Below are 13,212 nucleotides of genomic sequence, written 5' to 3'. Positions count from 1 at the left end.
ATCTTCATGAAAAGGAGTGTTGTTTACCCATGCAGCAATCTGTTCACGCTTTTTGGCAAGGGTTGAAATGGCTGATGGCGCTATCAGCTATCTGTTACATATTTTTGTTGTTTTGTGTGCTGTTCTTTCATTTGACGGGTGCTTTTTATCAATCGATTTTATCGCTGCTACTGTTTATGGGCATCTATGTTGTACTCGGGATCTCTTTTGAACATCTGGAACACGTGCTCATACGGTTTGTTCGAAAATGCCGGTCCAAAAAACGATCCATCGTTTTCTATGCCATCTTACTTCACCTTTTGTTTATTTGGGGTGCTGTCTATTTATCAGACGAATTGGTTGACGGCATTTTGCTGACTACTTCTGAAGAAATTCTCTTTGCGCTTAGTCTTTGGCTATTTCATTTTTTGTTTGATTATGCGACGTTTCCATTTGAGAAAGAAGCATCGTGAGGCTATCGTCTTTCTGTTGAGAGCGCTTGTTTAACCTGCTCCATATGATGGAGATCATGCTTAATTAAGCCTGGAAAATAACTTGATAACGTCAGCTCGGTTTGACCGATCAGAAAGGGTGTAGTCCAGCGAGATGCTTCGATTTTCTTCATTTCTTGAAGCAATTCTGTTCTGACAGCAATAAATCGCCCAATCGTCTCGCTTCTCTTTTCGTGTCTTGCCCTTTCGGCTGACTTTCGATTCATTTCATGCACATCAGGTGCCTTACATAACGCCCGATCGTTCCAAAATTCCTTTAGGCGATCATGTAAAATAAATTCATCCCACGGAACAAAATGTGCGATGATCTCAGCAATGCTCCACTTTCCATCAGCAATGGCGCGGCGCCATTCTTCGTCTGTTACATCCGCTAGTGACAGTACCCATTCAAGGGTGTGTTCGTAGTGTTTTATCACGGTGTCTTTGTTCATGTTTTGTTATCCCCTTCATGTTTTTAAAAGAAGTTGATCAGAAATTGGTTAGTTTCATTCTTGCGAAATCATTTATAACATATTATCATATACTTTAATTACCAAATGAAAAGGGGGAATTGTGATACGCTGTCCTATATGAAAAAGCTTATTTTTTTGCACTAAAATAAACCGACTGGTCTGTTTATAAAAGAGGAGGGGAAATAATGAAATCTGAAAATGTGATCATTATCGGCAGTGGTGTAGCAGGATTGGCTACTTCTTTATTTTTAAAAAAGGCTGGGATGGAAAGTACGATTTATGAAAGCAGGTCAGATGAAGAATTAGAAACAGGAGCAGGTTTTTTACTGTCTCCGAATGGGGTAAAGATTTTGGATGAAATCGGGTGTAAAAATGAAGTGATAGCAAATGCAACAGTGATAAAGAAGATCCAGCAAATAAACAGTGAAAATGAAGTAGAAGCGATCTTTCACAATTATAGTGAAAAATATTATGATGCCCCTTTACTGAACGTCATGAGAGACCAAATCATCAAATCACTTTTAAAAGAAGTTCACCGTCAAGGAATAGAAGTGAAATACAACAAAAAGTTAACCTCGATCAAACAGCTGCCTCATTCCGTACAGGTTCTTTTTGAAGATGAAACTGAGATAACAGGTGATATCATAATAGGAGCAGATGGAACTTTTTCGAAAACAAGAGAGGCTATTGCGTTTAATGCTAAATTAGATTATAGCGGTTTTTGGGGACTGCAAGGAGTATCGTTTGTGAAGGATTTTGTATTGGATGAGGCAACAAGTTATTTTTACAATGACGGAAACTTTCAATTCATTTTTGGAAAAGCGCATCCAACAAATAAAATGAATATTTTATGGCAAGCTTTCTCTCAGTGTCCTGAGAAGTTACCTACAAAACATTTTGAGAAAGCCAATAAAGAAACCATTCGACAGTTATTATATAAACAAATGGAACATTGGAACATTCCTAAACACCTATCTGACATCATCGATCATACAGACATGTTCTTTCCAAGAAGTATCTATGAAATAAAGGGTCTTCCTGTGTGGTCAAAAGGACGAGTTGTTCTTATAGGTGATGCTGTACATACAGCAAATCCTTTTGTTGGTCAAGGAGCATCGTATAGTCTAGAAGATGCCATGGTCATAGCAAAGATGCTAAGGGATCATGATGATCGAGATGCGTTCTATTATTATGAAAAGGATCGAAGAAAGAGGACAGAAGAATTGAACGCGCTATTTCAGCACATAAGTATTCAAAACGATATTGATAAAAAAATGAACGAATATACGATTGAATGGGATGAAGAAACTTACGTATGAGATGAAAGACAAAAAAACACCACTTATGATGAAAAGTGGTGTTTCTTATGTTGTCTCCGTGCATAGAGGATCGCACAAATCAAACTGACGAGTGAAATCAATGCGAGAATTCTGATATAAGGTGGATAGTAGGTTAGCACAATCTCGTTCTCACCTTTTTCTATTGGAAACCCAATAAAAGTGTAGTTGGCTTTTTCGATATCGGTTTTGTGTCCATTTACCGTGAGCTCCCAGCCTTTTTCATATGGAACGGGCAGAATCATGTAGTCATCACTGCGTTTGTTATCATATGAAATAGTAAAGCGGTTGTTTTCGAGCTTTACCTGCTGGTTGCCATCATCCTGTTTTTCTTTTTCATATGCTTTCTCTAGGACGCGGTAAGGCTCTTGATACAGCTTCAGTTGATTGAGCTCGTATGTCCCTTTTGGTACTCGAATGGAGAGGATCTTTTCCGCTGGGACCCGAATCGTCACTTCATTGACACCTGTTTTGTAGATGGATGTATTGCTTTTTCTTGATGTGACATAGTCGTCAACGGATAACTGAAATCCTTCGTTACGGTCGGTCCGCTTCACATAAAAGCTCACATACACATCCCCAGCGCGAGCGATGTCATCTGGCAGTGTGATATTCAGACCGCCCATTTCTCCGTATACATCAAGCACGCCATGTTCGTATACAGCTTGTTCCGTATGAATATTCGTATCTTTGAGTCGATCTGCTGCGTGCTCAATTTCAGCGTTTCCTTTTTTGTCTAAAATGACGCCTTGCAGCATCGCATGCTCTTTATCAAGTGCTGAGGCATCCTTTAAGGATTGTTCTGAATAAACGGTGCTCGTTGTTCTTGCAAATGGCAGTGACCGAGTATTTTCATATACCTCATAATGCTCACTTTTCAAGATTGGCTTAAAATAAGCTGGTGGTGAGTAAGGCATCATGCTGTTTCTCATATAATACTTTCCGTAGGTCAGGCTGTATAAATTCGCCCTGTCCCCCATTGTTGCATACCGGCTGACACTTTCCCGTCCCATATCGATTTGCAGGTCATTCCAATAGAAATTGAGCAAATGCTGATTCAATATACTTGAATACACACTCATGCCTTGGAAGCCTTCAAATAATGGGGTATTGTTTCGCACGCCATTCATCCAATCAATCCGGGCGAGCGGATCTTTTGAGCGGCTTTGAATTTGCCGAATGAGCTTCATTTGTTCATGTCCAGCATATGCCTCACTATTCAGATACGTATCTGATACGCTCTTAATATTGCTTCTTTCAGATAAGTATCCCTGCTGATACACGCCTGCTGTCAGTAAGCTGATGGCAATAAGCACAGCTGAAAAGAGACGAAGGTGATGACGTTTTTCGGCATGCATCCATAGGAAGAACAAGCTGATCACAAGCAGTCCTATACCTGTAAACACAACGACATCCATGTTTCCCTTTGCTCGTTCTGAAAGGGCGACTGCGAGTAGGAACACGATCCAAGCGCCTAAGACCGCACGCTTTTTCCACTTCCACTCGATTTGTGAGAAATGCTTGATCGTGATGGCAACGACCGCTCCAACTGTAAAGGCAAGAATGTATTCAAATCTGTACTGTGGTGCTGAAAAACCATTAAACACACTCGCCATCTTTGGGCTAAAGTGAAAAACAATGAGCAACATACTCATGGATGTGAACATGAAAAACCATCTGTTCCGGTAAAGCGGTACGAGAAACAGACAAATCAGAAAAATCACGGGTAATAAATACACCCTGCTCGTAAACAGCAGATGATCATGCAGTTCGAACCAAGGAATGGCCTGTTCATACGGCGGTCTTATATTGTTAAGAAAGCCATAAACAGACGGGATAAAAAAGGCGGCACTGATCCCAAAGGATAGCAGTGTAGAGATCGCAAGCGTCCAAAACACCTTCCACCCACGCTCCTCACTTCGCAGCTTGATCATATATCTGAAGACAAGATATATCGCTAAAAAGATAAAGTGAATGTAAGCAAAGTAAAAGTTGTTGATCAGCATCAAACTGCAACTCGCAATAAACCAAGCGGGCTTACCCGTTTTGAATATCCGCTCAACCCCAAGTACAAGCAGCGGGAGCCACATCATGCTGTCGGTGAAAAATTCCCAAAACGTTTGATGCCGGAAATATACAATAGATAATCCATAGATTGCGGCACCTGTCAGTGCACCCAATCTATTTTGAACCATTGAAAGAAGCACACGGTAAGCGATGAAAAGAATAAGCGTCAGCTTGATTACACTCAGCCAAATCACGGCATTTGCCCAGAAATGAATGTCCGTTGACTGTATGAGATGGAGCGCATTCATCAGCCAGACGACAGCGACTGTCACCATAAAGACCGTCGACGTTGTGAAATAATACCCTAATTGCGTGTATGTACCGCCGCCTAGACCGAATTGATAGGAATAAAAGAAATTCCCTTTGACATATTCGTCGTAAAGCAGCTTTTTAAATGGGAGCATTTGCGAGATGCCATCCCCATCTCCTGTCATGTACCGGCCTTGCGTATATTCATATAAGAAAAAGGAGTGGCCTAATAATGCGAGAATGATGCACATTCCAATGATTATCCATCTACGTTTCATCATCTAAATCCTTTCCACAAAAGATCCATTGTTCTTTGAAACAAAACAACCCAGCAAGCGATACGTGCTTGCCGGTTATTTGACTCCACGTTATTTAAATAACTGTGTTAACACTCGGTCTTGTTCCTTAGAGCTTGTCTCTTGCTGCATGACATTTGATTCTTGGATCAAATAATGTGGCCTCTTTTTCGTTTCATAATAAATGCGGCCAATATATTCTCCAATCACACCTAGACTCAAAAGCTGGACACCTCCGAGGAAAAGCACAGCCGATATTAAAGTGAAATAACCAGGTACCATCACGCCCGTTCTGACGATTTGAATAAAGGTGGCAACGATGTAAATCAAAGAAAGGAATAAGATCAGTATGCCAGTATAAAAACAAATACGCAGCGGGCGGTTGTTAAAGGAAATGACGCCATCTATGCCATAGTTAAACAACTTCTTTAGTGACCATTTTGTATCACCATGCTGTCTTTCTACATTTTCATAATAGATGACCTTTTCTTCAAACCCAATCCAGCAAAAAAGCCCTTTTGAAAAACGATTTCCTTCTTTCAACTGAAGTAATGCATCAATTGCTTGGCGCGAAATTAAACGGAAATCTCCGACGCCATCACGCAAGTCCACTTCGACTACCTTGTTCATCACTTTATAGTACATGGATGATAAGTAAGAGCGAAGCTTGCTGTCTCCTTTACGGTTCCGTTTGGCAATGACTTGATGGTAGCCTTCTTCATATCCTCTGACGAAGTCCTGAATCAAATACGTTGGGTGCTGCAAGTCGGCGTCCATGATGATCGCAGCTACTCCCTTCGCATATTCAAGTCCTGCCAGAATAGCGGCTTCCTTCCCAAAGTTACGTGAGAAGGAAATGTATTTGACCTTTGCACTTTTGCGAGAGAGCTCTCTCATATATTGAAGTGTGTTGTCTTTGCTTCCATCATTCACAAAGATGATTTCAAAGTCATAATGAAAATCGCGAAACTCTTCCTCGAGTGCCTCAAAGATTCGTCTGATGTTTTCACCTTCATTGTAAGAAGGAATTATAACAGAGAGCAATTCTCGTTCCATATCGCACCTTCTCTTCACTTTTTTCACATAGTCTGATATGTTCATTATTCCTTTTTTGTCAGGAAACGAAACCCTTTTTTATTATCCATAAATTACATGTCTCTTTAATCGTTCCATTATATCAAAGTTTTATTTCCAGTGATTTTCAGTAAGATGAATTTAATGTAATTTTAAGTTTAACCATTGTAAAAAGCCTGTAATTTCGATCACAGACTGGGTATTGTATCATAAAATTGTTTACTCATTTATATATTTTCCTATTTCTTGAAAAAGATGAGGGCACTTCTTTTAATGAAGCAGCCCTTTATTCTGCTCTTGTAGATGCTCGTTTGCCTTCGATTGTTTATTTTGGAATAAATGCAGCTGCGCACCGTAGCTCTCAATCCACTCTTGGACAATCCGTTCAGTTGTTTCCTGTCCTTTATACTTGTGGCCAGCCTTTGCATAGGTCGTTTCAAAATCACTCCAAAGCAGCTCTACCCATGTACGTGCTTCATCATATGTCAGCATATTGTTTTTTTCCATGAGTTGTTCTGTTAGTCGCTCAAAGTATTGTTCCATGCATGTTCCTCCTTCATCTAGCAGAAAGTGCCTTTTTAAAAAAACCTCTTTTTTCATATACTACCCTTACGTCTTCAAAAGACGCAAATGATTTGTATTGTTTGGAGGGAATCGAGATGCGTAATAAAGCAAAAGGCTTTCCAAATCAAGTGAATCACAAATTTGAAGGCGAGCCAGGCGCCACAGATGCTTATGCGTCTAAAAGGCCGAATGGTGAGACGAATACACGTCCACAGGAACGAATGAGGGCATCAGGGAAACGCTAATTTTTCCAAAGGGAGTGCTTGAGATATGAGTTCAAATGGGAAATCGTATATGGAAGACTTTGTTCAATTAAGGACAACCGCTTACCCTCAACCATGGGCGAATGCAAAGCATTCTGCCTCTCAGGTCAACGGAGAAACGCAGCAAACGCAGCACGACATCGTACTTCAGAACAACGTCCGTAAACAACGTTCGAAGTAAAGAAAAGGACTGATCTCTAGGATCAGTCCTTTGTCTTCTTTTCAGCGTGATAGAAAACCTTTGCAGCCCTAGGAAGGACGAGTACCGTAGCGGAGCGAATTTGACATTCGTGAGCACCGGCACGCAGGACTAGCGCTGAATGCGATGGTTTGCCTACACACTGGATCAGTCCTTTTGCGTAAGCATTGAAATTGGCAGTGCATCTTCCTTATTTGGAGCTGATACTCTGTGTCCCCACGCAAATACACCATTTAAATATTCCACAAAAAACGCTTCGTCTGTATCTTTGATTTGATAAGTCGTTTTGGTTTGAATCAAGGCTGGATCTAATAAGTAGGCTTTGGCCATATCGATTTTCCGTTCTAAGACGGCATATTCATTCACAATGCCAAGCTGCTCAGCCTTTCGTGCTTTTTCAGAAAGAGAGGCAATCTCTTGCTTCAATTCGTATTCCGTCATCTCACTATAACGTTTGTCCATCTGTCATTCCCCTTTGTCTAAAACGTGATCAATTGTATCGAGATCGAAGCCTTTTCTGAATAAAAATTGCTTCACCTTCATCTTTTTTTCAAATGACCCGTCATATCCTACCTTGCGTTTTGCCTTCTCCAGCATATAGAGGAGGGCTTCTTCTTCCTTTTCCTCTTCTTGTCCATCATAGGCTTCTTGAAGGGCTTTATCAATGATCCCAAACGAAAATCCCTTTCGCTGCAGCTGCAGCTTGATGCGCTGCTCGATCTCTTTTGCGGAACGATTTTTTTCTTTTCTCACAAGCTTCTCAACCTGCTTCACAGCTTCCTCCAGCTGTAAGTCATCAGGATATTGCGATAGTGTTTGTTCAATGTTGTCATCATCTATCCCTTTGAGCTTTAGCTCTTTTTTCAGGACGGACGGCCCTTTGCTATTCGTTTTACGGTGGGTGCTGACATAGGCTTCCGCAAATTCAAGATCATTTACATACTTGTAATGCTTTAATTTGTGTATAATTTCACTAATAGCAGGTGCCGGGATTTCTTTTTTCGTCAAATAATCGGTTACTTCTTTCACCGATCTCATTCGGTAGGATAAATAATCGACGGCCTGCTGAAATCCTTTTTTCACAGCATCACCGAATTGAATGTCGATGATATCTGCTTCGTCCAGCTCTTTCCCTTTTTTCAAATCGTGCTGGACGAGCACATCTAGATCAACGCTAAAGGCGTATTTTTCATCTAGAAAAATGTTCACCCGCTCTGTATTGTTTTTCTGAGCGGAGATTTTTGTAATATAGGGCATCCTGTGATCACTCCTTTTTTAAAACAGTCAGGATGTTTCTTCTGATTCAAAATCGTGAAAGATATAGGTATGTATATGAGAGGAGAGATGTCAATTGAATATCGCCATCACCGGAGGAACCGGTTTTATCGGCCGGCACGTCACGAAAGTGCTCGCTGCTGAAGGACATCATCTATATATTTTAACAAGAAATCCAAAGGAATCCGAACAAAATCATTTACACTATGTGCAGTGGCTGACAGAAGGTGCTGCACCTGAGCATGAACTTCCTGCGATTGATGTCTGGATTAACCTTGCTGGAAAATCCATTTTCACCCGCTGGACAGACAAGGCAAAAGAAGGCATCCTCTCTAGCCGTATTCAATCCACACAAGAAGTAAGGCGCATTATAGAAGCGCAGGAATCGAAACCATCTGTGCTCATTCAAGCAAGTGCTGTCGGAATTTATGGCACGTCTCAAACAGGAGATTTTACAGAGGAATCACCTCCTGCGGATACTGATTTCTTAAGTCATACATCAAAGCGTTGGGAAGCTGAGGGGCAAAAGATTGAAGCACTCGGCATTCGTACCGTCTACACACGCTTCGGCGTCGTGTTAGGAGAAAAAGGTACCTTGCCACTGATGACACTGCCATATAAACTATTTGCCGGCGGAACGATTGGCTCCGGCTCGCAATGGGTTTCATGGGTTCATGTCGAAGATGTAGCACATCTCATTGCTTATGCAATACACAATGACGACATCTCAGGTCCACTCAATGTCACATCACCGAATCCTGTTCAAATGAAGCAGCTTGGACAAACGATAGCGTCTGCCCTTCACCGCCCTCACTGGCTGAAGGTCCCATCCTTTGTCATTCGAACGGCACTTGGCGAAATGTCATTACTTGTTTTAGAAGGTCAGCGTGCGCTGCCGAAGAAGGCATTGCTTTCTTCTTATGACTTTTTGCATCCTGAATTAAAAGAAGCGATTTTGCATTCAAAGGAATAATTTTTGTCAAAAACACCCATCCTATTAGAAATGAGATGAGGGGGCGATTTTGATGAAGAAAAAAGAACACCAGCCAACTTCAAAGCTGAAGAAAACCCAGGAAGTCCTGTATCAGCAGGAATTCAAAAAAGCGGAAAGAGCAGCAGAAAAAAGAAACAAATAAGATGGATATTCCACTCCAACAAGCACATAACTAAAGTGATCTTGTAAAGGAGGGAAAGGCTTTGAAAAAAGACCAACACCAAAAAGCCAATCACGAACTTGCAGCACAAGAGTCGGATGGCGAATATGTTGAATTTTCCAAAGAACTTGCAGATCCGAATGACGTAAAAGCAATGGCACGTATGAAAGCAGCCGATCAGCGCGCCAAAAAACAATAAGTAAAAAAAGCAGACCCTTTTGCGGTCTGCTTTTCTTCTTTTATTGAATTTCAGTAAGAAGACTTGATGCTTTCTGACGTGATTTTTCCTCAGGCACCTCTTCTGGATAACCAATATGAAGGATGGCAGCAAACCGCTCGTTTTCCTTTAGGCCCATGTCCTGTTGAAAGCCTTTGTCGTATAAGATGCGGCCGCTCTTCCAGACCATACCGATTCCTTGATCCCAAGCAAGCAGCTGGAAGTTTTGAATGAGCGCGCTCACAGCGGCAAAATCATCATTTCTTACCACTGGGTTCTCGTCTTCCTTTAACACCACAAGTAAAAGGGCTGGGACTTTTGAAAAGTAATCTCTATATTGATTGATCTTTTCTTCCTTTGCATCTGGATTGTTGCGCTTGAAGAACGCAATGAAGCGATCAATAAATGTCGCTTTCGCTTCCTCCGTCACCGCATATAGAAAGCGCCAAGGCTCCGTAATTTTATGATTCGGTGCATAGACCGCATCCTCTAATAACGGCTGAAGCTGCTCAATGGTCACCGGCGTTTCTTTAAATTTTCGAATGGATCGTCTATATCTGACAGCGTCTCGTACCGTTAACGCTTCTGTTTGTTGTTTGATTTCTGGCATATGTGTCATCCTTTCAATCAATCTTAATTGAAATTGATTCTCATTCACATTATAAACATCATTGCGAGCAGTTGCAAATGATGTTTCCCATCCCTTCTGCTAAAAAGTTGTTTGAGTTTTTCAAGTAATGTTACAATCATATTACGTTTTAAACAAATTTTGATAAAAAACCCAAGATGATGAAATAGGTTTAGTTATTCCCATTTTGTCTAATGCGGTTATTTTGTCAAAAGGCTTTCAAACCATGATTGGAAGGGAGGCTTCTGGATGGAATGAAAATCAATATCGGGCAAATCATCAAGCTCTACCGGTATAAACAAAATATGACCCAATCTGAATTGGCAGAAGGAATTTGTTCTGTCTCTCATTTAAGTAAAATCGAAAATGGCTCAAAGGAGGCCAATCAAGATACGATCAATTTACTGCTTGAACGACTTGGCATCAGTCAAGAAACGCTGTCACAAAAGGCGCGTCACCTGCTGTCACTCTTAGATGAGTTTCAAATGAATATGTATTTCTATGCACTCGATCAAGCTGAACAAAATGCAGAAATGATCATTCAGCACGAAGAACAGTTCTTTTCGCTAGATTTAGGCATTCAGTATCATTTGTCCCTATTTCAATTTTATTTATTATCGGACAAGCAGCCACTTGCCTTAAAAACACACCGCGTGCTTAAAAAGTTTGAAAAAACCTTTATTGAAACGGAAAAAGAAATATTTGAATATCTAGATGGCATTCATCTCATTACAAATGGTCAGCTTGAAGAAGGGATAAAGAAACTTGAGAGCTGCTTTTCTTACGCGTCTGTTGAACAAAGTGACCTGTATTATCACTATGCAAAAGCACTTGGAAACATGGGACTTCTTGGCGATGCGCTTGAAGCAACCCATCAAGCCATGGATTTATATAGACAAAAGAACAATTTCAAGCGGATCATTCACTGCACACTCATTCATGGCGTGATCTCACTGGAACTAAAAGCCTTTCAAACGGCGAAGAAATATTTAAAAGAAGTGATTTTGCACACGTCCCTTTATCCTGATGCCTATATTAAAATGACCGCTTATTTTTATTACGGGGTGCTCTTAAAACGGGAAGGCGATTTTTCTTCAGCTGTGCCTTATTTACTAGATTCACTCAATTACTTTAATCAAGAACAGATAGAAGACCGTTACTGTGAAACTCTGTATGAAATCGCGACCTTATATGCTGAATACGACCGCAAAAAGGCCCTTCCCTACATACATGAGCTGTTAAAACAGCCTCGTATTCAGCCAAACTGTTTATATATGATCAAAATCTTTAAATTGATGATTGAGGAAAACCCTCTTGATTTGAAAACCTATTTGATCGAAGCAGCTCTTCCTTACTTTAAACAAAATGAGCTGCACAGTGAGTACTTGTTTGCTCTTAGAACCTTGCTTTCCTATGCGGGTTCTGAGCTTGACGAACGTACCTATATGTCCTACACGAGAACGCTGCTTCATCATCTTGCATCATATGTACCCTATTACAAAAAAGCATGACCTTCTGCCGATCGAAGGTCATGCTTTTCCTATTCATTAAATGGTCTTCTGTTGATCTGTATCAGGACGGGTGACTTGTTTGACTGAATGAACATACCGTTTTCTCGCAAAGTAATCGTACGCATGCTGACCAAAACCTAACCAAATGCTGAGCACGATGAATGGGATCGTTCCCCATAATGCAGGGATATTGCAAGCAATTTTCAGCCATGTATAGATCCCTGAGTTTTTTTGGTTTTTGGCTAAGGAAATTGACACGATTCGCTTTTCAGCCTTTTCTTCACTTATTTTGTTCAGTTTGAGCAGCTGCGAGTGTCTAAAGGATTCAAAATGAATACGGTTCTTCCAATCGAGAGCTTTCAACAAGTCCATCGCTTTTGCACATGAAGGACTTTGCCCGTCATAAAACACAAGCAGCCTAAGTGATTTGATGGAACGCTGTTCTCTTTTTTTCGATTCAGCGAGCTTCTTTTTTTCTTGATCGAGATAAATGATTTTTTTCATAGATTGATCGCCAGCCCTTTTCCGTCATTTGTTTTTTAGTTCGTTCAAAGGAGATTACAACTAGATTACTATAGTTGCTGGGCCTCTTGTATTGGGAAAAAGCAAACCAACGTGCGTTATATGAGCCTTTAGATAAGGGCAAAATTAAGGTTTTCATGGCACATATGAGGTTTTTCAACTAAAAATGGTTGGGAAAATCGTGATGCGTTGCGGTTTTCTGCGGTTTTTTGTAGAATTCTGCGGTTTTTCTACATCTTTATGCGGTGTTTTGTAGGTGAGACGCAAAAACAAGATAAAAAAAGACTACTTCCCGTTGCGGCGAAGTAGTCTTTTGGTTTATATTTTTTCCAAAACTTCTACTATTTCTTTCTCAATATCTTTCCATAAGTAACGATCTGTCGTATAGTGATGTGCGGCTTCTTTCGCAAATACTTGAAAAGCTTCCTCAAAATCAGGGGCATCCTTGTCGGGTTTTTTCTCATCAACAAATCGCTGTGCTTCTGTTGAGCGTGGTCCCCATTTACCTACTTCATTCCCATCCTGATCAATGATCACGATAATCGGAATCGATCTTGCGGTCCCGTTCGTTAAATACTGATCCATCAGATCTAGATGCTCGTCCCGAATGAAATAGCGCGCATCAATGAGTGCTTCACTTGCAATACGCATGAAAATTGGTACATTGACCATCGCATCTCCGCACCAATCCGCTGTGATGACAAGCGCTCTGAGCTTTTTCTTTTGCAGCTTTTGAAGCAGCTCTTTTTCTTTTTGATGAATTGCGTACTGGTTGTACACCGTGAGTAGATTTTCTCGGTTTTTCTCCATGTTGTGTACATATGTACGTTCAGTTAATCCCTTTTTAAACCATTCATTTAATGTCATATTTACATCCCCCTTACTCTTCAACTTTACCACTTTTGCTATTCTT

The 13,212-nt window shown here is 40.7% G+C and carries 17 protein-coding genes; 8 read left to right on the top strand and 9 right to left on the bottom strand.

All coding sequences use genetic code 11. From position 1 onward, the window contains the following. Nucleotides 1–29 precede the first annotated feature (29 nt). Nucleotides 30–452: a regulatory YrvL family protein gene (locus tag CKW02_RS04320; protein ID WP_003217851.1), complete on the top strand. Its 423-nt coding sequence runs from the start codon at nt 30–32 to the stop codon at nt 450–452. Between the two features lie 2 nt (nt 453–454). Here the strand turns inward: CKW02_RS04320 and CKW02_RS04315 are convergent, their stop codons facing one another. Then, the gene (locus CKW02_RS04315; RefSeq protein ID WP_003217857.1) at nt 455–922 is read right to left on the bottom strand and encodes a DinB family protein; all 468 of its coding nucleotides are present in this window, start codon (nt 920–922) and stop codon (nt 455–457) included. A 206-nt stretch (nt 923–1,128) separates the two neighbouring features. Between CKW02_RS04315 and CKW02_RS04310 the strand changes: the two genes are divergently transcribed. Further along, nucleotides 1,129–2,262 carry an FAD-dependent oxidoreductase gene (locus CKW02_RS04310; protein WP_003217845.1) on the top strand — a complete coding sequence of 378 codons (1,134 nt, stop codon included), beginning with the start codon at nt 1,129–1,131 and terminating at the stop codon, nt 2,260–2,262. 23 nt (nt 2,263–2,285) lie between these two features. On the opposite strand, the gene CKW02_RS04305 is transcribed toward CKW02_RS04310, so the two are convergent. From CKW02_RS04305 to CKW02_RS04295, 3 genes are all read right to left on the bottom strand, one after another. After that, nucleotides 2,286–4,877 (bottom strand): YfhO family protein, encoded by a 2,592-nt coding sequence (locus CKW02_RS04305; RefSeq protein ID WP_003217824.1) that lies wholly within the window; start codon nt 4,875–4,877, stop codon nt 2,286–2,288. Between the two features lie 87 nt (nt 4,878–4,964). Next, nucleotides 4,965–5,948 (bottom strand): glycosyltransferase family 2 protein, encoded by a 984-nt coding sequence (locus CKW02_RS04300; RefSeq protein ID WP_003217835.1) that lies wholly within the window; start codon nt 5,946–5,948, stop codon nt 4,965–4,967. A gap of 288 nt (nt 5,949–6,236) precedes the next feature. Beyond that, nucleotides 6,237–6,509 (bottom strand): YfhJ family protein, encoded by a 273-nt coding sequence (locus tag CKW02_RS04295; protein ID WP_003217809.1) that lies wholly within the window; start codon nt 6,507–6,509, stop codon nt 6,237–6,239. Between the two features lie 116 nt (nt 6,510–6,625). Between CKW02_RS04295 and CKW02_RS04290 the strand changes: the two genes are divergently transcribed. Further along, nucleotides 6,626–6,775, top strand: coding sequence for a small, acid-soluble spore protein K (locus CKW02_RS04290; protein WP_003217849.1), 150 nt, complete (start codon nt 6,626–6,628; stop codon nt 6,773–6,775). Nucleotides 6,776–6,800: 25 nt separating this feature from the next. After that, nucleotides 6,801–6,974 (top strand): YpzG family protein, encoded by a 174-nt coding sequence (locus CKW02_RS04285; RefSeq protein WP_003217811.1) that lies wholly within the window; start codon nt 6,801–6,803, stop codon nt 6,972–6,974. Between the two features lie 165 nt (nt 6,975–7,139). Here the strand turns inward: CKW02_RS04285 and CKW02_RS04280 are convergent, their stop codons facing one another. Together CKW02_RS04280 and recX are read right to left on the bottom strand one after the other, a co-directional pair. Beyond that, the gene (locus CKW02_RS04280; protein WP_003217779.1) at nt 7,140–7,454 is read right to left on the bottom strand and encodes a YfhH family protein; all 315 of its coding nucleotides are present in this window, start codon (nt 7,452–7,454) and stop codon (nt 7,140–7,142) included. A 3-nt stretch (nt 7,455–7,457) separates the two neighbouring features. Beyond that, a complete protein-coding gene (gene recX / locus CKW02_RS04275) occupies nt 7,458–8,249 on the bottom strand; it encodes a recombination regulator RecX (RefSeq protein ID WP_003217875.1) in 792 nt (263 codons plus the stop codon). Nucleotides 8,250–8,343: 94 nt separating this feature from the next. Between recX and CKW02_RS04270 the strand changes: the two genes are divergently transcribed. The 3 genes from CKW02_RS04270 to CKW02_RS04260 all read left to right on the top strand — a co-directional run bounded on the left by CKW02_RS04270 (nt 8,344) and on the right by CKW02_RS04260 (nt 9,620). Then, nucleotides 8,344–9,240: a TIGR01777 family oxidoreductase gene (locus CKW02_RS04270; protein ID WP_003217821.1), complete on the top strand. Its 897-nt coding sequence runs from the start codon at nt 8,344–8,346 to the stop codon at nt 9,238–9,240. 52 nt (nt 9,241–9,292) lie between these two features. Next, entirely contained in the window at nt 9,293–9,403 is a 111-nt protein-coding gene (locus CKW02_RS04265) for a YfhE family protein (protein WP_017358836.1), read from the top strand. 61 nt (nt 9,404–9,464) lie between these two features. Next, nucleotides 9,465–9,620 carry a YfhD family protein gene (locus CKW02_RS04260; RefSeq protein WP_003217852.1) on the top strand — a complete coding sequence of 52 codons (156 nt, stop codon included), beginning with the start codon at nt 9,465–9,467 and terminating at the stop codon, nt 9,618–9,620. A gap of 40 nt (nt 9,621–9,660) precedes the next feature. On the opposite strand, the gene CKW02_RS04255 is transcribed toward CKW02_RS04260, so the two are convergent. Then, complete coding sequence (locus CKW02_RS04255) at nt 9,661–10,248, bottom strand: nitroreductase family protein (RefSeq protein ID WP_003217860.1); 588 nt, start codon at nt 10,246–10,248, stop codon at nt 9,661–9,663. 272 nt (nt 10,249–10,520) lie between these two features. Here CKW02_RS04255 and CKW02_RS04250 point away from each other — a divergent pair, with 272 nt between their 5' ends. Further along, a complete protein-coding gene (locus CKW02_RS04250) occupies nt 10,521–11,777 on the top strand; it encodes a transcriptional regulator (RefSeq protein WP_003217806.1) in 1,257 nt (418 codons plus the stop codon). Nucleotides 11,778–11,813: 36 nt separating this feature from the next. On the opposite strand, the gene CKW02_RS04245 is transcribed toward CKW02_RS04250, so the two are convergent. Both CKW02_RS04245 and CKW02_RS04240 read right to left on the bottom strand, forming a co-directional pair. Then, nucleotides 11,814–12,281, bottom strand: coding sequence for a thiol-disulfide oxidoreductase DCC family protein (locus CKW02_RS04245; RefSeq protein WP_003217856.1), 468 nt, complete (start codon nt 12,279–12,281; stop codon nt 11,814–11,816). 336 nt (nt 12,282–12,617) lie between these two features. Further along, a complete protein-coding gene (locus CKW02_RS04240; RefSeq protein ID WP_003217810.1) occupies nt 12,618–13,166 on the bottom strand; it encodes a thioredoxin family protein in 549 nt (182 codons plus the stop codon). Nucleotides 13,167–13,212: the final 46 nt, after the last annotated feature.

It is taken from the genome of Bacillus pumilus, from assembly GCF_900186955.1.
Taxonomy (GTDB): domain Bacteria; phylum Bacillota; class Bacilli; order Bacillales; family Bacillaceae; genus Bacillus; species Bacillus pumilus.
Note: the sequence above shows the minus strand (reverse complement) of the source record. Positions and strands in the feature narration are given on the sequence as shown.